Source organism: Azospirillum terrae, assembly GCF_053470425.1.
The window spans coordinates 905,627-923,955 of record NZ_JBPXMR010000001.1 but is presented as its reverse complement, the minus strand read 5'-3'; the positions used below and the strand labels follow the sequence as shown (position 1 = coordinate 923,955).

Here is an 18,329-nt window from a genome sequence, read left to right as displayed (position 1 = left end):
CCTAGATTTGTATGATGAATGATCCGTGCGCCGGATCGTTCGCGCCGAGTTCGGGACAACCGGGCCGGCGTCCAGGGAGGAGACTATCATGCCCGTTTTCCGCGTTGCGGTGCGCCGCCGCCATGAGGCGCCATGCGCGTCCTGATTCCCGACGCCAAGTTCACTGATGCGGCGGAGGTCGAGACCGGCGTTGCCGGCCCCGGTATCGCCTTCATCCCGCGCCACCATGTCGCCCAGACCGACATCCCGCCGGAGGATTGGGAGAGTTGCGACGCCGTCCTCGCCTACGACGAGGTGCGGCTCGACCGGCTGTGGCTGGAGCGCATGCCGCACGCCCGGATCATCGTCCGCGCCGGTGTCGGCTACGACAACGTGGATTTGGACGCCGCGGCCAAGCTGGGCATCGCCGTGTGCAACGTGCCGGACTACGGCACCACCGACGTGGCCGACCACGCCATCGCCATGCTGCTGACGCTGACGCGCGGCACCGCGCTCTTCGACGAGGCGTTGCGCCGCGACCCGCAGGCGGGCTGGGCGTTCGATACGCCGCCGCTCCTGCGCCGGCTGCGCGGACAGGTGTTCGGCGTGGTCGGGCTGGGCCGCATCGGCCTCGCCACCGCTTTGCGCGCCAAGGCGTTCGGCATGGAGGTGGTGTTCTACGATCCGTACAAGCCGACCGGGACCGAGCTGTCGCTGGGCTTCGGCCGGGCGGACGGCTTGGCCGACCTGATGGCGGCGGCTGACGTGGTCAGCGTGCACACGCCGCTGACCCGCGAGACGAACCGGATGCTCGACGCCGCGGCCTTCGCGGCGGCGAAGCCGGGGCAGATCCTGTTCAACACGGCGCGCGGGCCGGTCATCGACCTCGATGCGCTGCACGAGGCGCTGGCGGGCGGGCGGCTGGCCGGGGCGGCGCTCGACGTCATGCCGCTGGAGCCGCTGGCGCGCGGCATCGACCACCCGCTGTTCGCCGCGTGGCGCACCGCCGAATCCTGGATCGCCGGCCGGCTGCTGCTGAGCCCGCACGCGGCCTTCTACTCGCCGGAGAGCATCCGCGACCTGCGCCGCAAGTCGGCCGAGGTGGCGGTGGCGGCGCTGCGCGACGGCCGCCTCGTCAACTGCGTCAACCGCGCGTGGCTGGCGCCGCAGCGCGGCTGGTCTTCGGAGGGATAGGGCATGGCGTCCGTCGACATCCGCAACGTGCGCAAGTTCTACGGTGGGCTGGAGGTGATCCACGGCATCGACGTGGACATCGGCGACGAGGAGTTCGTGGTGCTGGTCGGCCCGTCCGGCTGCGGCAAATCCACGCTGCTGCGGATGATCGCCGGGCTGGAGCAGATCAGCGACGGCGAGATCGTCATCGGCGGGCGCGTCGTCAACCAGATGCCGCCGAAGGAACGGGACATCGCCATGGTGTTCCAGAACTACGCGCTGTACCCGCACATGAACGTGTTCGACAATATGGCGTTCAGCATGAAGCTGCGCAAAGCCCCCGCAGACGAGATCAAGCGGCGGGTGGAGCAAGCGTCCGACATCCTCGACCTCGGGCCGTACCTGGGCCGCTACCCCCGCCAGCTCTCCGGCGGGCAGCGCCAGCGCGTCGCCATGGGCCGCGCCATCGTCCGCGATCCGCAGGTCTTTCTGTTCGACGAGCCGCTGTCCAACCTCGACGCCAAGCTGCGCGTGCAGATGCGCACCGAGATCAAGGCGCTGCACCAGCGCCTGCGCACCACGTCGGTCTACGTCACGCACGACCAGATCGAGGCGATGACCATGGCCGACCGCATTGTCGTCATGCACGACGGCAACGTCGAGCAGATCGGCACGCCGCTGGAACTGTACGACCGGCCGGCCAACCTGTTCGTCGCGGGCTTCATCGGTTCGCCCGCCATGAATCTCTTCCGCGGCACGCTGCGGCGCGAGGACGGCCGGGTGTGGGTGGTGACGCCCGACACCCTCGTGCTGGAGGCCGATCAGGGCGTCGGCGGCCGCGACGGGCAGGAGGTCGTCTACGGCATCCGGCCGGGGCACCTGCGCATCGCGTCCGACGCCGGGCCAGGCTTGCCGGCCGAGGTCGAAGTGATCGAGCCGACCGGCGACAACACGCTGGTTTTCTGCAAGGTTGGTGGCACGGTGGCGTGCGCCGCCACCACCGACCGCCACCCGCTGCATCCCGGCGAGCGGTTGCGGCTGGTGCCGAAGGCGGACGCCGGGCACGTCTTCGACGCGGGCACCGGGCAACGGCTTTAGTGGACGTTTTCGGGGGCAGGGCAAACAACGGCCGACCGGCGAAGCCGGCGACCCAACCAGGGAGGGACGGTCATGGAGTTCACCAGACGCGACGTTCTGAAGGCGGGCGCCGCTGTATCCGCTCTCGGCATGGGCTTGGGATCGGGCGCCTTCGCCGCGGATCTCAACTTGGTGCCGGAGAAGGGCGCCGAACTGCGCGTCCTGCGCTGGAAGAAGTTCGTCCAGGGCGACGAGGACGGCTGGATGGCGAACACCGAACGGTTCACCAAGGCCACCGGCATCAAGGTTCGCATCGACGCCGAGTCCTGGGAGGACATCCGGCCGAAGGCGGCCGTGGCGGCCAACGTCGGCAGCGGGCCGGACATCATCTTCGGCTGGTTCGACGACCCGCACCAGTACCCGGACAAGCTGGTGGACCTGACCGACGTCGCCGAGTACCTCGGGGCCAAGTACGGCGGCTGGTATGACGCGCCGAAGCGCTACGGCATGCGCGACGGCAAGTGGATCGGCCTGCCGGTGGGTGCGGCCGGCAACTGCATCGTCTACCGCAAGTCCTGGCTCAATGAGGCCGGGTTCGAAACGATGCCGCGCGACACCGACGGCTTCCTCAAAGCCTGCCAGGCCATGCACAAGAAGGGGCACCCGGCCGGCTTCGCGCTGGGCAACGCGGTGGGCGACGGCAACACCTGGACGCACAGCATCCTGTGGGCGTTCGGCGGCCGCATGGTGGACGACGGCAACAACGTCGTCATCAACAGCCCGGAAACCATCCGCGCGCTGGAATACGTGGCCGAGCTGTACAAGACCTTCGTCCCCGGAACGCTGTCGTGGCTCGACCCCAACAACAACAAGGCGTTCCTGGCCGGCGAGATCGGCTGCACGGCCAACGGCATCTCGGTCTACTACGCCGCCAAGAACTCGCCCGACCCGTCCATGCAGGCGATGGCCAAGGACATTGAGCACGTGAACATGCCCATCGGCCCGGTCGGCAAGCCGACCGAGCTGCACCTGTTCACCCAGGCGATGGTGTTCAAGTATTCCAAGTACCCGACCGCGGCGAAGGAATACCTGCGCTTCATGATGGAGAAGGAGCAGTACGAGCCCTGGCAGCAGGCCGCCATCGGTTACATCACGCAGCCCCTGGCCGCGTACGAGAACAACCCGATCTGGACCGTCGATCCCAAGCACACGCCGTACCGCGACACGGTGAAGAACATGCTGTGGAACGGCTACAGCGGAAAGCTCGGGCCGGCGTCGGCGGCGGCGATGGCGGACTATGTGGTGGTCAACATGTTCGCCGAGGCCGCAAGCGGCCAACAGACCCCGAAGGAAGCCGCATCCCGCGCCGAGAAGCGGGTCATGCGGTACTACAAGGTGTGATTGTTTGAAGCCCTCCCCCGGCTCCGCCGGGGGAGGGACTTGGTTGCTTTTGAGGCCACCAATGTACGTCGACACCAAAGCCCACCGCCCAACCCGCGCGTTGCCGGCGCCTCGCTTCCGCTTCAGCGAGAGCCGCGGCTTTCTCGGCTTCCTGTTCATGCTCCCCGCGGCCACGGTGCTGCTGGTGTTCCTGGCCTACCCGCTGGGCCTGGGCGTCTGGCTGGGCATGACCGACACCCGCGTCGGACGGGCCGGCGTGTTCATCGGGCTGGAGAACTACGAGATGCTGTGGTCCGACAGCGTGTTCTGGCTGTCGGTGTTCAACACGCTGCTCTACACGGTGGTCGCCAGCGTCTTCAAGTTCGCGCTCGGGCTCTGGCTGGCGCTGATCCTGAACCGGCGCCTGCCGTTCAAGGCGTTCCTGCGCGCCATCGTGCTGCTGCCGTGGATCGTGCCGACCGCGCTGTCGGCCATCGCCTTCTGGTGGATCTACGACAGCCAGTTCTCCATCGTCTCGTGGACCCTGCTGCGCCTCGGCCTGATCGACCATTACATCAACTTCCTGGGCGATCCCGTCTGGGCGCGGGCCAGCGTCATCATCGCGAACATCTGGCGCGGCATCCCCTTCGTGGCGATCACGTTGCTGGCCGGCTTGCAGACCATACCGCCGTCGCTGTACGAGGCGGCGACCATCGACGGCGCCACGGCGTGGCAGCGCTTCCGTTTCGTCACCTTTCCGATGCTGACGCCGATCATCGCCGTGGTGATGACGTTCTCGGTGCTGTTCACCTTCACCGACTTCCAGCTGATCTACGTGCTGACGCGCGGCGGGCCGCTGAACGCCACGCACCTGATGGCGACCCTGTCGTTCCAGCGCGCCATCCCCGGCGGCCATTTGGGCGAGGGGGCGGCCATCGCCGTCTCGATGATCCCGTTCCTGCTGGCCGCCATCCTGTTCAGCTATTTCGGCCTGCAACGCCGCCGCTGGCAACAGGGCGGCGATTGAGGAGGACATGCGATGCCCCCCTTCAAAGCAAAGGGCAAGATTGACGAGGTGCCGAGCGACGGCATGGACTACCTGACGTCCATCCCGCGCCGCGTTGTGACGGTGTACATCCCGCTGCTGCTGTTCCTGTTCGTGCTGCTGTTCCCGTTCTACTGGATGGGCATCACCGCCTTTAAATCGAACGAGGAACTGTACGACTTCCAGCATTTCAGCCCGTTCTGGGTGTCGCACCCGACTCTGGCCAACATCGACAAGCTGCTGTTCCACACCGCCTACCCCGAGTGGCTGCTGAACACACTGCTGGTTTCGGTGGTGTCCACGGTGCTGTCGCTTTTCTGCGCGGTTTGCGCCGCCTACGCCATCGAGCGGCTGCGCTTCAAGGGCGCGCGCTTCGTCGGTCTGGCAATCTTCCTCGCTTATCTGGTTCCGCCGTCCATCCTGTTCATTCCGCTGGCGTCCATGGTGTTCGCCTACGGGCTGTTCGATACCAAGTGGGCGCTGATCCTTACCTACCCGACGTTCCTCATCCCGTTCTGCACGTGGCTGCTGATGGGCTACTTCCGCTCGATCCCCTACGAGCTGGAGGAATGCGCGCTGATGGACGGGGCGTCGCGCTTGCAGATCCTGGTGAAGATCCTGCTGCCGCTGGCGGTGCCGGGGCTGATCTCGGCCGGCATCTTCGCCTTCACGCTGTCGTGGAACGAGTTCATCTACGCGCTGACCTTCATTCAGTCGTCTGAACAAAAGACCGTCCCGGTCGGCGTCATCACCGAACTGGTGGAGGGCGACGTCTACCATTGGGGCTCGCTGATGGCCGGAGCGCTGTTCGGCTCGCTGCCGGTGGCGATCCTCTACTCGTTCTTCGTCGAGCACTACGTCGCCAGCATGACCGGCGCGGTCAAGGAGTGACGCCATGGAACCCATCACCCAAACCGATCTGGACGCGCTGTCGTCCATGGACACGCCGACGGTCTGCAACGCGCTGGAACTGCTGGTCCCGGAGCGGCGCGGCCACGGCTACTCGACCAAGCCCTTTTTCTGCCCGTGTCCCGAACTGAAGCCCATCGTCGGCTACGCGGTGACCGCGACCATCCGCGCCATGCACCCGCCGCAGGAGAGCGCCGCGGCGTTGGCCGAGCGCCGGCTCGCGTGGTACCGCATGGTGGATTCCAACCCGCGGCCGAGCGTCGTCGTCATCCAGGACCTCGACCAGCCCAAGGGCTTCGGCGCCTTCTGGGGCGAGGTGCACACCGCCGTGCATCAGGGACTGGGCGCGCTCGGCGTCATCACCGACGGCAGCATCCGCGACCTCGACATGTGCGCGCCGGGCTTCCAGATGCTGGCCGGCGGCGTCGGCCCCTCGCACGCCTGGGTGCGGGTCGAGCAGATCGGCGTCACCGTGACCGTGCACGGCATGACCGTCCACCCCGGCGACCTGATCCACGCCGACCGGCACGGCGCCGTGGTGATTCCGCACACCGTCGCCCGCCACGTGCCCGACGCCGCAGCCCGCGTCGCCCGGCGCGAGGCGGTGATCCTCGACGCGGCACGCGCCCCCGGCTTCGACGCGGAGGCGCTGGCCCGCGCCATCGGTTCCGCCGACGAGATCCACTAAGGCCATGCTGGACGCGCCTATGCTGGAGATCGGCGGCACCTACTCGCGCCGCAGCCTGCACGGGCGGGTGGCGCACGATCTGGGCGCGCGGATCGCCGGTGGCGACTACGCGCCCGGCTCAGTGCTGCCCAACGAGACGGCGCTGGGGGCGTCGTTCGGCGTCAGCCGCACGGTGCTGCGCGAGGCGGTCAAGGTGCTGGCCGCCAAGGGGCTGGTCGAGGCGCGGCCGAAGATCGGCACCCGTGTGCGGCCACGTGACGACTGGAACATGCTCGACCCCGACGTGCTGGCGTGGCAGTGCGCGGGCGCCGACCTGCCGGTCGTCGCCGAGGATCTGCTGGAGATCCGCCGCGTCGTCGAGCCGCACGCCGCAGCGCTTGCGGCGGGGCGCGCCAGCGATGCGGAAATCCTCGGCATCGCCGCGGCTTACGCCGCCATGGCGGACGCGCCCGACGCCGAGACCTCGGTCGAGCCCGACGTGCGCTTCCACCTCGCCATCATGGAGGCGACGCACAACGCCTTCCTGCGACCGCTGGGCGCGCTGATCCGCACGGCGCTGCGCGCCAGCTTCCGCCTGTCCAAGTCCAGCCCCGGCGCGCACGAGCGCTCGCTGCCCGGCCACGCGGCGGTGCTGGAGGCCATCCGCAACCGCGACCCCGAGGCGGCGCGCGCGGCCATGCGCGACCTGCTCGACCGCACCGCCGAGGACATCCGCAGCGTCAAGGAGAGCATTCGATGACCGAAGCGAAGAAGCCGCTGCGCTCGCAGGCGTGGTTCGGCGGGCACGACAGGGACGGCTTCATCCACCGCAGCTGGATGCGCAACCAGGGCCTGCCGAGCCACCTGTTCGACGGCCGCCCGGTGATCGGCATCTGCAACACGTGGTCGGAACTGACGCCCTGCAACGCGCACTTCCGCCTGCTGGCCGAGCGGGTCAAGCGCGGCGTCTACGAGGCCGGCGGCTTCCCGCTGGAGTTCCCGGTGATGTCGCTGGGCGAGACCAATTTGCGCCCGACCGCCATGCTGTTCCGCAACTTGGCGTCAATGGACGTGGAGGAGTCGATCCGCGGCAACCCCATCGACGGGGTGGTGCTGCTGTGCGGCTGCGACAAGACCACGCCGTCGCTGGTCATGGGCGCGGCAAGCTGCAATTTGCCGACGCTGGTGGTGTCGGGCGGGGCGATGCTGAACGGGCATTACCGCAACCGCCTGATCGGCTCCGGCACCTCGGTCTGGGAGTTCAGCGAGGACGTCAAGGCCGGCACCATGAGTCTTGAGGATTTCATGGACGCCGAGGCGTGCATGTCGCGCTCGGTCGGCCACTGCATGACCATGGGCACGGCGTCCACCATGGCGTCGATGGTCGAGGCGCTGGGCCTCGGCCTGCCGCAGAACGCCGCGATCCCCGCCGCCGATTCCCGCCGCAACGTGCTGGCGCACATGGCCGGGCAGCGCATCGTCGCCATGGTCCACGAAGACCTGACCATGGACAAGATCCTCACCAAGGCGAGCTTCGAGAACGCCATCCGGGTGAACGGCGCCATCGGCGGTTCGACCAACGCGGTTATCCACCTGATCGCCATGGCCGGGCGGGTGGGCATCGAGCTGACGCTCGACGACTGGGACCGGCTGGGCCGCGAGGTGCCGACGCTGGTCGATCTGATGCCCTCCGGCCGCTTCCTGATGGAGGATTTCTATTATGCCGGCGGCGTGCCCGCCGTGGTGCGGGCGCTGGGCGAGGCGGGGCTGCTGCACAAGGACGCGCTGACGGTGAACCGCAAAACGCTGTGGGAGAACTGCGCCAACGCGAAGAACTGGAACGAGGAGGTCATCCGCGGCTTCGACCGTCCTTTGGTCGAGCACGGCGGCGTCGCGGTGCTGCGCGGCAATCTGGCGCCGGACGGCGCGGTGCTCAAGCCTTCCGCCGCCTCGCCGCACCTGATGACGCATCGCGGCCGGGCGGTGGTGTTCACCAGCATCGAGGATTACCACGCCCGCATCGAGGACCCGGACCTGGACATCGACGAGACCTGCGTGATGGTCCTGCAAAACTGCGGCCCGAAGGGGTATCCGGGCATGGCCGAGGTCGGCAACATGGGCCTGCCGCCGAAGGTGCTGAAGAAGGGCATCACCGACATGGTGCGCCTCTCCGACGCCCGGATGAGCGGCACCGCCTACGGCACGGTGGTGCTGCACGTCTGCCCCGAAGCCGCGGCCGGCGGCCCGCTGGCGCTGGTGCGCGACGGCGACATGATCGAACTGGATGTCGAGGCAAGGCGTCTGCACCTCGATGTGTCCGACGAGGAGCTTGCCCGCCGTAGCGCGGCCTGGACAGCGCCTGAGCCGGCCATGAAGGGCGGCTACCAGTCGCTCTACGTCGAGCACGTCATGCAGGCCGACAAGGGCGCGGATTTCGACTTCCTCGTCGGGTGCAGGGGCGCGGCCGTCCCCAGGGAATCGCATTAGGAGCCTATCCATGAACCGCATCGATCTCGCCGGCCGCCGCGCCGTCGTCACCGGCGGTGCCCAGGGCATCGGCCGGGCCATCGCCGAACGGCTGCTGGAGTCCGGCGCGCTGGTCAGCCTGTGGGACCAGGACGGCGCGCTCGCCGAACAAACCCGCGCCCAACTCGGCGCCGCCGCGCACGCCGTCGCCGTGGACGTCACCGACGTTGCCAGCGTGGACGCCGCCGCCGCCAAAACCGCGAACGACCTCGGCCGCATCGACATCCTGGTCGCCAACGCCGGCATCTCCGGCCCCAACTTGAAGGTCTGGGAATACCCGCCCGAGGAGTGGCGCCGCGTGCTGGAGATCGACCTGACGGGAATCTTCCTGTGTTGCCGCGCCGTGGTGCCGGGGATGATCGCGCAGAACTACGGCCGCATCGTCACCACCGCCTCCATCGCCGGCAAGGAGGGCAACCCCAACGCCTCGGCCTACAGCGCCGCCAAGGCCGGCGTCATCGCGCTGACCAAGTCGCTGGGCAAGGAACTCGCCGGCCACGACATCGCCGTCAACGCCATCACCCCCGCCGCCGCGCGCACGCGCATCTTCGAGCAGATGACCGAAGAGCACATCGGCTACATGCTGTCCAAGATCCCGCGCGGGCGCTTCGTTCAGGTGGAGGAAATCGCCGCCATGGTGGCGTGGCTGGTGTCGGCCGAGAACTCCTTCACCACCGGCGCGGTCTTCGATCTCAGCGGTGGACGGGCGACCTACTGAAAAATTGGGGGAGGGAACCATGAGCGGACGGCTCAGAGGAAAAACCGCGTTGATCACCGCGGCGGGGCAGGGCATCGGGCGGGCCTCGGCGCTGGCCTTCGCGCATGAGGGGGCGAGCGTGCTGGCGACCGACGTCAACGAGGCAACCCTTGCCACGCTGGCCGCCGAGAACCCGGAGATCCGCACGCGCCGTCTGGACGTGCGCGACAACGCAGCGGTGGCGGCGCTGGCCGCCGAGGTGGGCGCGGTGGACGCGCTGTTCAACTGCGCGGGCTTCGTGCACCACGGCACGGTGCTGGATTGCACCGAGGAGCAATGGGATTTCGCCGTCGATCTCAACGTCAAGTCCATGTACCGGATGTGCAAGGCGCTGCTGCCGGCCATGCTGAAGGCGGGCGGGGGCAGCATCGTCAACATGTCCTCGGCGGCGTCGAGCATCAAAGGCGCGCCCAATCGCTTCGTCTACGGGACCACCAAGGCGGCGGTGATCGGCCTGACCAAGTCCATCGCGGCGGACTTCATCGGCCAGGGCATCCGCTGCAACGCCATCTGCCCCGGCACCGTGCAGACACCTTCGCTGGACGAGCGCATCGCCGCGCAGGGCGACGTGGAGAAAGCGCGCGCCGCCTTCATCGCCCGCCAGCCCATGGCGCGGCTGGGCCGGCCGGAGGAAATAGCGGCACTGGCGGTATACTTGGCCTCCGACGAGTCCGCCTTCACCACCGGAGCCATTCACGTTATTGATGGCGGCTGGACGCTGTAGGGGAGAGGAAATAGCCATGAAATTGCTGCGCTACGGCCCCAAGGGCCAGGAGCTGCCCGGCCTGCTCGACGGCCAAGGCCGCATCCGCGACCTGTCCGCCACGGTCGGCGACATCGCCGGAGAGGTGCTGACGCCGGGCGGCCTCGCCCGCCTGCGCGGGATCGATCCGGCCTCGCTGCCGCTGGTGCCGGGCACCCCGCGCATCGGCCCGTGCGTCGGCGCCGTGGGCAAGTTCGTCTGCATCGGCCTCAACTACGCCGATCACGCCGCGGAGTCCGGCATGGCGGTGCCCAAGGAGCCGGTCGTCTTCATGAAGGCCACCAACTCCATCTGCGGCCCCGACGACGACGTGGAGATCCCCCGCGGCTCGGAAAAGGCCGACTGGGAGGTCGAGTTGGGCGTGGTCATCGGCGCCCCGGCCAAGTACGTGAGCGAGGCGGATGCGTTCAAGCACGTCGCCGGCTACTGCGTGGTCAACGACGTCTCCGAGCGCGCCTTTCAGTTGGAGGGCACCGGCCAGTGGGTGAAGGGCAAGAGCCACGATACCTTCGGCCCCATCGGCCCCTGGCTGGTGACGGCCGACGAGGTGGAGGACCCGCAGGCGCTCGACCTATGGCTGGAGGTGGACGGCCGCCGCTTCCAGAATGGCAGCACCCGCACCATGGTCTACGGTGTCGCGCACCTGGTGAGCTATCTCAGCCGCTTCATGAGCCTGCAACCCGGCGACATCATTTCCACCGGCACGCCGCCCGGCGTCGGCATGGGCCAGAAGCCGCCGGTCTTCCTGCGCGCCGGCCAGACCATGCGGCTGGGCGTTCAGGGGCTGGGCGTGCAGACGCAGAAGACGGTGCAGGCGTGATCTTGCAAGGGGCCAGGGGCCAAAAAGCCCCTGCATCCCGTTAAAGCGCTGCGGCTATGTCCGTGCGGGAGAAATCGTTGCCTTTGAAGAGCAAAGGCTCGCCCGTGGCTTTCGCGAGCGCATAGGCGAAGCAGTCTCCGAAGTTCAGCTTGGCGGCGTGGCCGCTTCCCCGGCCGAAGTCGCGATATGCGTCACGGGCAATTTTCGCGTGCGTTTCTGTGATGGGATCGATGGTGATGCTCGCTTCGCGGATGAGGTCGTCGAACCGGCGGCTTGCGATCGGATCGCGGCTGCCGTCGATGACGACGGCGGCTTCCAGAAAGTTGGCGGCTGAAATGCGCCGCACCTTCGCCTGTTCGATGGCTGCGGCAAAGACAGGAGCATCCTCTTCATCACGGAGCACAGCGATCAGCGCCGACGTGTCGATGATCATCGCGGAAGGCCCTTGTCGTCATAAAGCAGATCGCCATGATCGGCGGAGCGATAGGGTTCCTTCAGCCGGGATGCGCAATCGCGGCCGATGGCCAGCAGCCGGTCCGCGAGTCTTCCGCTCGTGTCGCCGCGAACACGGTTCAAGCGTTCGCGCAACGCTTCTGTGACAGCCGTCGTCATGCTCTCACCGGTCAGCGTCGCAAGCTCCTGCGCAAGGCGATGTGCTTCTTCGTTCTTGATGTTCAGGCCCATCCGGGTTCCTTTCCACCATGCAAGGCGACCAGTCTACCCCGGTTCCGCGGCAAGCAGCAACCTCGACCGGTCATGCACGGCCGGCATCCCTCATCGAAGCCGTCTGCGCTTGCCGCCTGATGTTCGGTGTGCCAACAGTCCATGGAAGCAGGGGCCGGCCGGAACGAAGCCGAAGCGCTGAGGCCCGAAAGAGAAAGGGAAGAGCATGGTGTCGAACACTGATCTGGCGGCGCGCCATCCCGGCGCGATCATCCTGCCGTTCCGCGGCGTCTGGCCGCGCATCGCCGACGATGCCTACATCGCCCCCGGCGCCGCGGTGATCGGCGACGTGGAGATCGGCGCGGAGGCCAGCGTGTGGTTCGGCTGCGTGCTGCGCGGCGACGATCACGCCATCAAGGTCGGCCCGCGCACCAACGTCCAGGACGGCACGATGATCCACGTGACGCTGGAGTCGCACGCCACCAGCATCGGCGCCGGGGTCACCATCGGCCATGGCGCCCGCCTGCACGGCTGCGTGCTGGAGGACGGCTGTCTGGTCGGCATCGGCGCCATCGTGCTGGACGGTGCGGTGGTCGAGACCGAGTCCATGGTTGCCGGCGGCGCCGTGGTCACGCCGCGCAAGCGCGTGCTGAAGCACCAGCTCTGGGGCGGCAGCCCGGCGAAATTCATGCGCGATCTCAGCCCCGACGACGTCGCTTTCCTGGCCTGGGACGCCAACCATTACGCCAAGCTGGCCCGCACGTATCGCGAGGCCGGCTGACAGTCCGGACAGCGGACCTCTTGCGAATTCGCCCCGCAAGTGCATGTAATAAGGGTGAGCGGCTTCGGCTGTAAGAGAACCCGGCACCCCCAATGACGGCCGGGACTTGGGAGGGTACATGAGGTCCAGCAAGGCCCGCCGCGTCGTCGCGGCGGTTGACGGGCCGTCGCCAATGTCTGGCGTGGGCCGGGGAGGTGCGGCATGAAGCCGACCGACACCGGCACCCCGGACTATTTCCACAAAGTCGTCGATTGCCAGTGGGCCTGCCCGGCCCACACGCCGGTCCCCGAGTACATCCGCCTGATCGCCGCCGGCCGCTACGACGACGCTTATCTCATCAACTGGAAGTCCAACGTCTTCCCCGGCATCCTCGGCCGCACCTGCGACCGCCCCTGCGAGCCCGCCTGCCGTCGCGGCCGGGTGGAGGCGGAGCCGGTGGCCATCTGCCGCCTGAAGCGCGTCGCCGCCGACAACAAGCGGACGGACGTAACCGCCCGCTTCCCCAAGGTGCCCGTGCAGAAGAACGGCAAGCGCGTGGCGCTGATCGGCGCCGGCCCGGCCTCGCTGACGGTGGCGCGCGACTTGGCTCCGCTGGGCTATCACGTCGTGGTCTACGACGGCGAGGCCAAGGGCGGCGGCATGATGCGCAGCCAGATCCCGCGCTTCCGCCTGCCCGACGAGGTGCTGGACGAGGAGGTCGGCTACATCCTCGGCATGGGCGTCGAGACCCGTTTCGGGACCTGGGTCGGCAGCCTGAAATCGGTGCTGGACGAGGGTTACGACGCCGTGTTCGTCGGCACCGGCGCGCCGCGCGGGCGCGACGTGGACGTGCCCGGCCGCGCCGAGGCCGCCGCCAACATCCACATCGGCATCGACTGGCTGGCGTCGGTGTCCTTCGGCCACACCGGGCGCATCGGCAAGCGGGTCGTCGTGCTGGGCGGCGGCAACACCGCCATGGACTGCTGCCGCACCGCGCGCCGCCTGGGCGGCGAGGATGTGCGGGTGGTGGTGCGCAGCGGCTTCGAGGAGATGAAAGCCTCCCCCTGGGAGAAGGAGGATGCCATGCACGAGGGCATCCCCATCCACAATTACCTCGTCCCCAAGGCGTTCACCCACACCGGCGGCACGCTGACCGGCGTCCTCTTCGAAAGGGTGGAAGCCCGCTACGACGAGACGGGCCGCCGCAGTCTGGTCCCGACCGGCGAGCCGGATATTCACATGGCCTGCGACGACGTGCTGGTCGCCATCGGCCAGGACAACAGCGTCCCCTGGATCGAGCGCGGCATCGGCATCGAATTCGACCGCCGGGGCATGCCGGTGGTGGACAAGGTCACCTTCCAATCCACGCTGCCGCGGGTGTTCTTCGGCGGCGACGCGGCGTTCGGGCCGAAGAACATCATCACGGCGGTCGCCCACGGCCATGAGGCGGCGATTTCCATCGACGCCTTCTGCCAGGGCGCCGACCTGCGCGAGAGGCCGCCGCCGCACGTGACGCTCATCAGCCAGAAGATGGGCCTGCACGAGTGGAGCTACGACAACGACCCGTCGAACGACCCCCGCAACAAGGTGCCGCTGCGCGACACGGCGGTGGCGCTCAAGGACGTGCGGGTGGAGGTGGAACTCGGCTTCGACCTCAAGCTCGCCTGGGAGGAGGCGCAGCGCTGCCTGAACTGCGACGTGCAGACGGCTTTCGCCACCAACCTGTGCATCGAGTGTGACGCCTGCCTCGACATCTGCCCGGTGGACTGCCTGACCATCACCGAGAACGGCGAGGAGGCCGACCTGCGCTCGCGCCTGAAGGTGCCGGCCGCCAACCTCGACCAGCCACTCTACGTGTCGGACGCGCTGAAGACCAGCCGGGTGATGATCAAGGACGAGGACGTCTGCCTGCACTGCGGCCTGTGCGCCGAACGCTGCCCGACCGGAGCCTGGGACATGCAGAAGTTCTTCCTCGAAATGAGCCACGCGGGAGGCACCGCATGCCACAGCCGCTAACGCGCACCAACGACTTCGTCGTCAAGTTCGCCAACGTCAACGGCTCCGGCTCGGCCAGCGCCAACCAGCTGTTCGCCAAGGCGATTTTGCGCATGGGCGTGCCGGTAGCAAGCCGCAACATCTTCCCCTCCAACATCCAGGGCCTGCCGACGTGGTACGAGGTGCGGGTGTCGGGGGCCGGCTACCGTGGCCGGCGCGGCGGCGCGGACCTGATGGTCGCCATGAACCCGCAGACCTGGGACCGCGACGTGGCCGAGGTGGAGCCCGGCGGTTACCTGCTCTACGACAGCACCAAGCCGATGCCGGCGGCCAAGTTCCGCGACGATCTGACGGTGATCGGCGTGCCGCTGACCGCCATCTGCAACCGGGAATACGCCGACCCGCGCCAGCGCCAGCTGTTCAAGAACATCCTGTACGTCGGCGTTCTGTCGGCCCTGCTGGACATCGACCCCGCGGAGATCGAACGCCTGCTGGCCGAGCAGTTCAAGGCCAAGGAAAAGCTGATCGCCGCCAACGTGCACGCGCTGCACCTCGGCCGCGATTACGCGCTGGCGAACCTCACGTGCCCCATCGGCCTGCGTGTCGAGCGTTCGGACGCGGTGGGCGAGCGCATCTTCGTGGACGGCAACAACGCCGCGGCGCTGGGCTGCGTCTACGGCGGCGCCACGGTGGCGGCGTGGTATCCCATCACCCCCTCCACCTCCGTCGCCGAGGCCTTCGCCAAGCACTGCAAGACCCTCCGCACCGACCCGGAGACCGGAAAGGCGCGTTACGCCATCGTTCAGGCAGAGGACGAGCTGGCCGCCATCGGCATGGTCATCGGCGCTGCGTGGAACGGGGCGCGGTCCTTCACCGCCACCTCCGGGCCGGGCGTCTCGCTGATGCAGGAGTTCCTCGGGCTGGCCTACTTCGCCGAGATCCCGGCGGTGCTCATCGACGTGCAGCGCGGCGGCCCGTCCACCGGCATGCCGACGCGCACGCAGCAGTCCGACCTGCTGCTCGCCGCCTACGCCTCGCACGGCGACACCAAGCATGTGCTGCTGTTTCCCGAGGACCCGCGGGAGTGCTTCGAGTTCGCGGCGACCGCGCTGGACCTCGCCGACCGTTTGCAGACGCCGGTCTTCGTCATGACCGACCTGGACATCGGTATGAACGAGTGGCTGTGCGAGCCCTTCGCCTGGGACGACACCCGCCGCATGGACCGCGGCAAGGTGACGGGTTTCGAAGAGTTGGAGGCCGGGAAGGACTTCGGCCGCTACAAGGACGTGGACGGCGACGGCATCCCCTACCGCACCTACCCCGGCACGCACCCCGAGCGCGGCGCCCACCTGACCCGCGGCACCAGCAAGGACGCCTACGCCCGCTACACCGAGGAGGGCGCGGTCTACGTCGACAACATGGAGCGCCTGCTGCGCAAGTTCGCCACCGCGGCCACGCTGGTGCCCGCCGCGGTGCCGCGCAGGGCCAAGCAGCCGACCCGCTTCGGCCTGATCCACTACGGCTCGACGGCGCCGGCCATGCACGAGGCGCTGGACGCGCTGGAGGCGCAGGGACTGCACGTGGACGCGCTGCGCGTCCGCGCCTTCCCCTTCGGCGACGAGGTGGCCGCGTTCGTCGAACGGCACGACATCGTGTTCGTGGTCGAGCAGAACCGCGACGCGCAGCTCCGCACGCTGCTGGTCAACGAGGGCGCCGTCGATCCGGCCAAGCTGATGCCGGTGCTGCACTACGACGGCACGCCGATCACCGCGCGCTTCATTGCCGGGGCCATTGCCGAGAAGCTCTCGGCGCTCAACGTCGTTCCGCTGCGGAAGGCCATGTCATGACCTACCTGAAGCCGAAGCTTCACCACCCCGCGCTGCCGGCCAACGCGCTGGGCTTCACCCGGCGCGATTACGAGGGCGCGGTGTCCACGCTGTGCGCCGGCTGCGGGCACGATTCGATCAGCGCCGCCATCGTCCAGGCCTGCTTCGAGCTGGATCTGCCGCCGCACCGGCTCGCCAAGCTGTCGGGCATCGGCTGCTCGTCGAAGACGCCGACGTACTTCCTGGGGGCCTCGCACGGGTTCAACAGCGTGCACGGGCGCATGCCCTCGGTGCTGACCGGGGCGAACCTCGCCAACCGCGATCTGGTCTATCTGGGCGTGTCAGGCGACGGCGACAGCGCGTCCATCGGCCTGGGGCAGTTCGTCCACTCGATCCGGCGCGGCGTGAACATGCTGTACGTCGTCGAGAACAACGGCGTGTACGGCCTGACCAAGGGGCAGTTCTCGGCCACCGCCGACCGCGGCTCCAAGAGCAAGAAGGGGGCGATCAACCCTGACGACCCCATCGACCTCGTGAGCCTCGCCTTGCAGATGGGCGCCACTTTCGTCGGACGGAGCTTTTCGGGCGACAAGGCGCAGCTGGTGCCGCTCATCAAGGCGGCGCTGCGCCACCGTGGGGCGGCCTTCCTCGACGTGCTGAGCCCGTGCGTGACGTTCAACAACCACGCCGGCTCGACCAAGAGCTATGATTACGTGCGCGAACACAACGAGGCGATCAACCGGCCCGACTTCGTGCCGCACCGCGCCGAGATCACCGCCACGTCCGAGCCGGGGATGGTGGGGGAGGTGACGCTGCACGACGGTTCGGTGGTGCGTTTGCGTGCGGTGGCGGGCGATTATGACGTACACGATCGCGTCGCGGCGATGAATCATCTTGCCGAACGGCAGGCGGAGGGCGAAATCGTTACCGGTCTGCTCTACGTCGAGCCGGACTCCGGCGATTTGCACGACCGCCTGAACACGGTGGCGGTGCCGCTGAACCGGCTGGGCGACGCCGAGCTGTGTCCGGGGGCTGCGGCCCTCGCCAGGGTGAACGCCGCGCTGCGCTGAAAAACGAATCCAGGGGAAGGGGACAGGGATGAGCATGAAGCATCTTCTCGTGCACGTGGACGCCAGCGAGCGCTCGACGGCACGGCTCGATTTCGCGGTGGCGCTGGCGAAGCGCTTCCAGGCCAAGCTGACCGGGCTGTTCGCCCAGAAGGAGACGTCAGGCCCGAGCCTCGTCGCCCGGCGCGCCAGCGACCATCTGCTGAAGTCGATGGCCGACACCCAGGCCCGGTTCGAGGAGGCCACCAAGGCCGCCGGCGTGCAGGGGGAATGGTGGCAGGTCGAACACGGCGAGCACACCAACGTGGTGACGCAGACGGTGATCTGCGCGCGCTACGCCGATCTGGCGATCCTCGGCCAGCACGACCCGGCGGCGTCCGTAGTGCCGGAGGATCTGGTGGAGCAGGTGCTGCTGAACTCCGGCCGGCCGGTGCTGGTGTTCCCGCACATCGGCCGCTATGGCGCGCCGGGCCGCAAGACGCTGATCGCCTGGAACGGCAGCCGCGAGGCGGCGCGGGCGGTGAACGACGCCATCCCGCTGATGCAGGGTTCGGAAGCGGTGACGATCCTCGCCGTGCACGCCGGTGCGGTGCCGCCCGACGCCGGCAAGGTGCCGCAGGTGGACATCGTCGCGCACCTGGAGGCGCACGGCATTCAGGCGACGTTCGAGCGCCTGCCGCTCAGCGAGATCGCCTTCGCCGACGCCGTGCTCAACCGCTGCTACGAGACCGATTCCGACCTGCTGGTGATGGGCGGCCACGGCCAGTACGGCTTCCCCATGCTGTACCGCGGCTCCAACACGCGGCACATCCTGCGGACGATGACGCTGCCGGCGCTGCTGTCGCATTGAGGGGGGAATAAGCCCCTCTCCCCTTGCGGGAGAGGGGTTGGGGAGAGGGGGAATTACGCCCGGCAGGGCGGA

At 68.2% G+C, this 18,329-nt stretch carries 18 protein-coding genes; 16 read left to right on the top strand and 2 right to left on the bottom strand.

Annotated features, from left to right (window positions below):
- The first annotated feature begins 132 nt into the window (after positions 1–132).
- From ACSVDD_RS04365 to ACSVDD_RS04315, 11 genes are all read left to right on the top strand, one after another.
- Positions 133–1,173, top strand: a complete 1,041-nt coding sequence (locus tag ACSVDD_RS04365) for a C-terminal binding protein (protein WP_448188059.1) — start codon at positions 133–135, stop codon at positions 1,171–1,173.
- A 3-nt stretch (positions 1,174–1,176) separates the two neighbouring features.
- Positions 1,177–2,250: an ABC transporter ATP-binding protein gene (locus ACSVDD_RS04360; protein ID WP_448188058.1), complete on the top strand. Its 1,074-nt coding sequence runs from the start codon at positions 1,177–1,179 to the stop codon at positions 2,248–2,250.
- A 72-nt stretch (positions 2,251–2,322) separates the two neighbouring features.
- On the top strand, positions 2,323–3,630 hold the full coding sequence (locus ACSVDD_RS04355) for an ABC transporter substrate-binding protein (RefSeq protein ID WP_448188057.1): 1,308 nt from the start codon (positions 2,323–2,325) through the stop codon (positions 3,628–3,630).
- 61 nt (positions 3,631–3,691) lie between these two features.
- The gene (locus tag ACSVDD_RS04350; RefSeq protein ID WP_448188056.1) at positions 3,692–4,636 is read left to right on the top strand and encodes a carbohydrate ABC transporter permease; all 945 of its coding nucleotides are present in this window, start codon (positions 3,692–3,694) and stop codon (positions 4,634–4,636) included.
- Between the two features lie 12 nt (positions 4,637–4,648).
- Positions 4,649–5,545, top strand: a complete 897-nt coding sequence (locus ACSVDD_RS04345; protein WP_448188055.1) for a carbohydrate ABC transporter permease — start codon at positions 4,649–4,651, stop codon at positions 5,543–5,545.
- A 4-nt stretch (positions 5,546–5,549) separates the two neighbouring features.
- A complete protein-coding gene (locus tag ACSVDD_RS04340) occupies positions 5,550–6,251 on the top strand; it encodes an RraA family protein (RefSeq protein WP_448188054.1) in 702 nt (233 codons plus the stop codon).
- Between the two features lie 4 nt (positions 6,252–6,255).
- Complete coding sequence (locus ACSVDD_RS04335) at positions 6,256–6,990, top strand: FadR/GntR family transcriptional regulator (protein ID WP_448188053.1); 735 nt, start codon at positions 6,256–6,258, stop codon at positions 6,988–6,990.
- The gene (gene araD / locus ACSVDD_RS04330) at positions 6,987–8,717 is read left to right on the top strand and encodes an L-arabinonate dehydratase (RefSeq protein ID WP_448188052.1); all 1,731 of its coding nucleotides are present in this window, start codon (positions 6,987–6,989) and stop codon (positions 8,715–8,717) included. The genes ACSVDD_RS04335 and araD overlap by 4 nt, the downstream gene beginning before the upstream one ends.
- Positions 8,718–8,727: 10 nt before the next feature.
- Positions 8,728–9,474: an SDR family NAD(P)-dependent oxidoreductase gene (locus ACSVDD_RS04325; protein ID WP_448188051.1), complete on the top strand. Its 747-nt coding sequence runs from the start codon at positions 8,728–8,730 to the stop codon at positions 9,472–9,474.
- 19 nt (positions 9,475–9,493) lie between these two features.
- Positions 9,494–10,237, top strand: a complete 744-nt coding sequence (locus tag ACSVDD_RS04320; RefSeq protein WP_448188050.1) for an SDR family oxidoreductase — start codon at positions 9,494–9,496, stop codon at positions 10,235–10,237.
- A gap of 16 nt (positions 10,238–10,253) precedes the next feature.
- The gene (locus ACSVDD_RS04315) at positions 10,254–11,096 is read left to right on the top strand and encodes an ureidoglycolate lyase (protein WP_448188049.1); all 843 of its coding nucleotides are present in this window, start codon (positions 10,254–10,256) and stop codon (positions 11,094–11,096) included.
- 40 nt (positions 11,097–11,136) lie between these two features.
- Here the strand turns inward: ACSVDD_RS04315 and ACSVDD_RS04310 are convergent, their stop codons facing one another.
- Both ACSVDD_RS04310 and ACSVDD_RS04305 read right to left on the bottom strand, forming a co-directional pair.
- Positions 11,137–11,529 (bottom strand): type II toxin-antitoxin system VapC family toxin, encoded by a 393-nt coding sequence (locus tag ACSVDD_RS04310; protein ID WP_448188048.1) that lies wholly within the window; start codon positions 11,527–11,529, stop codon positions 11,137–11,139.
- Positions 11,526–11,780: a type II toxin-antitoxin system VapB family antitoxin gene (locus ACSVDD_RS04305; RefSeq protein ID WP_448188047.1), complete on the bottom strand. Its 255-nt coding sequence runs from the start codon at positions 11,778–11,780 to the stop codon at positions 11,526–11,528. The genes ACSVDD_RS04310 and ACSVDD_RS04305 overlap by 4 nt, the downstream gene beginning before the upstream one ends.
- Positions 11,781–11,985: 205 nt before the next feature.
- On the opposite strand from ACSVDD_RS04305, the gene ACSVDD_RS04300 reads away from it, so the two are divergent.
- The 5 genes from ACSVDD_RS04300 (at position 11,986) to ACSVDD_RS04280 (ending at position 18,257) form a co-directional block, all read left to right on the top strand.
- Complete coding sequence (locus ACSVDD_RS04300; RefSeq protein ID WP_448188046.1) at positions 11,986–12,540, top strand: gamma carbonic anhydrase family protein; 555 nt, start codon at positions 11,986–11,988, stop codon at positions 12,538–12,540.
- Between the two features lie 201 nt (positions 12,541–12,741).
- Positions 12,742–14,535, top strand: coding sequence for an FAD-dependent oxidoreductase (locus tag ACSVDD_RS04295; protein ID WP_448188045.1), 1,794 nt, complete (start codon positions 12,742–12,744; stop codon positions 14,533–14,535).
- Positions 14,520–16,361: a 2-oxoacid:acceptor oxidoreductase subunit alpha gene (locus ACSVDD_RS04290; protein WP_448188044.1), complete on the top strand. Its 1,842-nt coding sequence runs from the start codon at positions 14,520–14,522 to the stop codon at positions 16,359–16,361. Before ACSVDD_RS04295 ends, ACSVDD_RS04290 begins: the two co-directional genes overlap by 16 nt.
- Complete coding sequence (locus tag ACSVDD_RS04285; RefSeq protein WP_448188043.1) at positions 16,358–17,410, top strand: 2-oxoacid:ferredoxin oxidoreductase subunit beta; 1,053 nt, start codon at positions 16,358–16,360, stop codon at positions 17,408–17,410. The genes ACSVDD_RS04290 and ACSVDD_RS04285 overlap by 4 nt, the downstream gene beginning before the upstream one ends.
- A 34-nt stretch (positions 17,411–17,444) precedes the next feature.
- The gene (locus tag ACSVDD_RS04280; RefSeq protein WP_448188042.1) at positions 17,445–18,257 is read left to right on the top strand and encodes a universal stress protein; all 813 of its coding nucleotides are present in this window, start codon (positions 17,445–17,447) and stop codon (positions 18,255–18,257) included.
- The last annotated feature ends 72 nt before the right edge of the window (positions 18,258–18,329 follow it).

What these genes read in the sequence shown, in the direction of transcription:
- ACSVDD_RS04315 (WP_448188049.1), top strand. Translation starts at nt 10,254, where the DNA reads ATGAAATTGCTGCGCTACGGCCCCAAGGGCCAGGAGCTGCCCGGCCTG.
- ACSVDD_RS04305 (WP_448188047.1), bottom strand. Translation starts at nt 11,780, where the DNA reads ATGGGCCTGAACATCAAGAACGAAGAAGCACATCGCCTTGCGCAGGAG.
- ACSVDD_RS04360 (WP_448188058.1), top strand. Translation starts at nt 1,177, where the DNA reads ATGGCGTCCGTCGACATCCGCAACGTGCGCAAGTTCTACGGTGGGCTG.
- ACSVDD_RS04310 (WP_448188048.1), bottom strand. Translation starts at nt 11,529, where the DNA reads ATGATCATCGACACGTCGGCGCTGATCGCTGTGCTCCGTGATGAAGAG.
- ACSVDD_RS04350 (WP_448188056.1), top strand. Translation starts at nt 3,692, where the DNA reads ATGTACGTCGACACCAAAGCCCACCGCCCAACCCGCGCGTTGCCGGCG.
- ACSVDD_RS04300 (WP_448188046.1), top strand. Translation starts at nt 11,986, where the DNA reads ATGGTGTCGAACACTGATCTGGCGGCGCGCCATCCCGGCGCGATCATC.
- araD (WP_448188052.1), top strand. Translation starts at nt 6,987, where the DNA reads ATGACCGAAGCGAAGAAGCCGCTGCGCTCGCAGGCGTGGTTCGGCGGG.
- ACSVDD_RS04345 (WP_448188055.1), top strand. Translation starts at nt 4,649, where the DNA reads ATGCCCCCCTTCAAAGCAAAGGGCAAGATTGACGAGGTGCCGAGCGAC.
- ACSVDD_RS04285 (WP_448188043.1), top strand. Translation starts at nt 16,358, where the DNA reads ATGACCTACCTGAAGCCGAAGCTTCACCACCCCGCGCTGCCGGCCAAC.
- ACSVDD_RS04325 (WP_448188051.1), top strand. Translation starts at nt 8,728, where the DNA reads ATGAACCGCATCGATCTCGCCGGCCGCCGCGCCGTCGTCACCGGCGGT.
- ACSVDD_RS04365 (WP_448188059.1), top strand. Translation starts at nt 133, where the DNA reads ATGCGCGTCCTGATTCCCGACGCCAAGTTCACTGATGCGGCGGAGGTC.
- ACSVDD_RS04320 (WP_448188050.1), top strand. Translation starts at nt 9,494, where the DNA reads ATGAGCGGACGGCTCAGAGGAAAAACCGCGTTGATCACCGCGGCGGGG.
- ACSVDD_RS04295 (WP_448188045.1), top strand. Translation starts at nt 12,742, where the DNA reads ATGAAGCCGACCGACACCGGCACCCCGGACTATTTCCACAAAGTCGTC.
- ACSVDD_RS04335 (WP_448188053.1), top strand. Translation starts at nt 6,256, where the DNA reads ATGCTGGACGCGCCTATGCTGGAGATCGGCGGCACCTACTCGCGCCGC.
- ACSVDD_RS04340 (WP_448188054.1), top strand. Translation starts at nt 5,550, where the DNA reads ATGGAACCCATCACCCAAACCGATCTGGACGCGCTGTCGTCCATGGAC.
- ACSVDD_RS04355 (WP_448188057.1), top strand. Translation starts at nt 2,323, where the DNA reads ATGGAGTTCACCAGACGCGACGTTCTGAAGGCGGGCGCCGCTGTATCC.
- ACSVDD_RS04280 (WP_448188042.1), top strand. Translation starts at nt 17,445, where the DNA reads ATGAAGCATCTTCTCGTGCACGTGGACGCCAGCGAGCGCTCGACGGCA.
- ACSVDD_RS04290 (WP_448188044.1), top strand. Translation starts at nt 14,520, where the DNA reads ATGCCACAGCCGCTAACGCGCACCAACGACTTCGTCGTCAAGTTCGCC.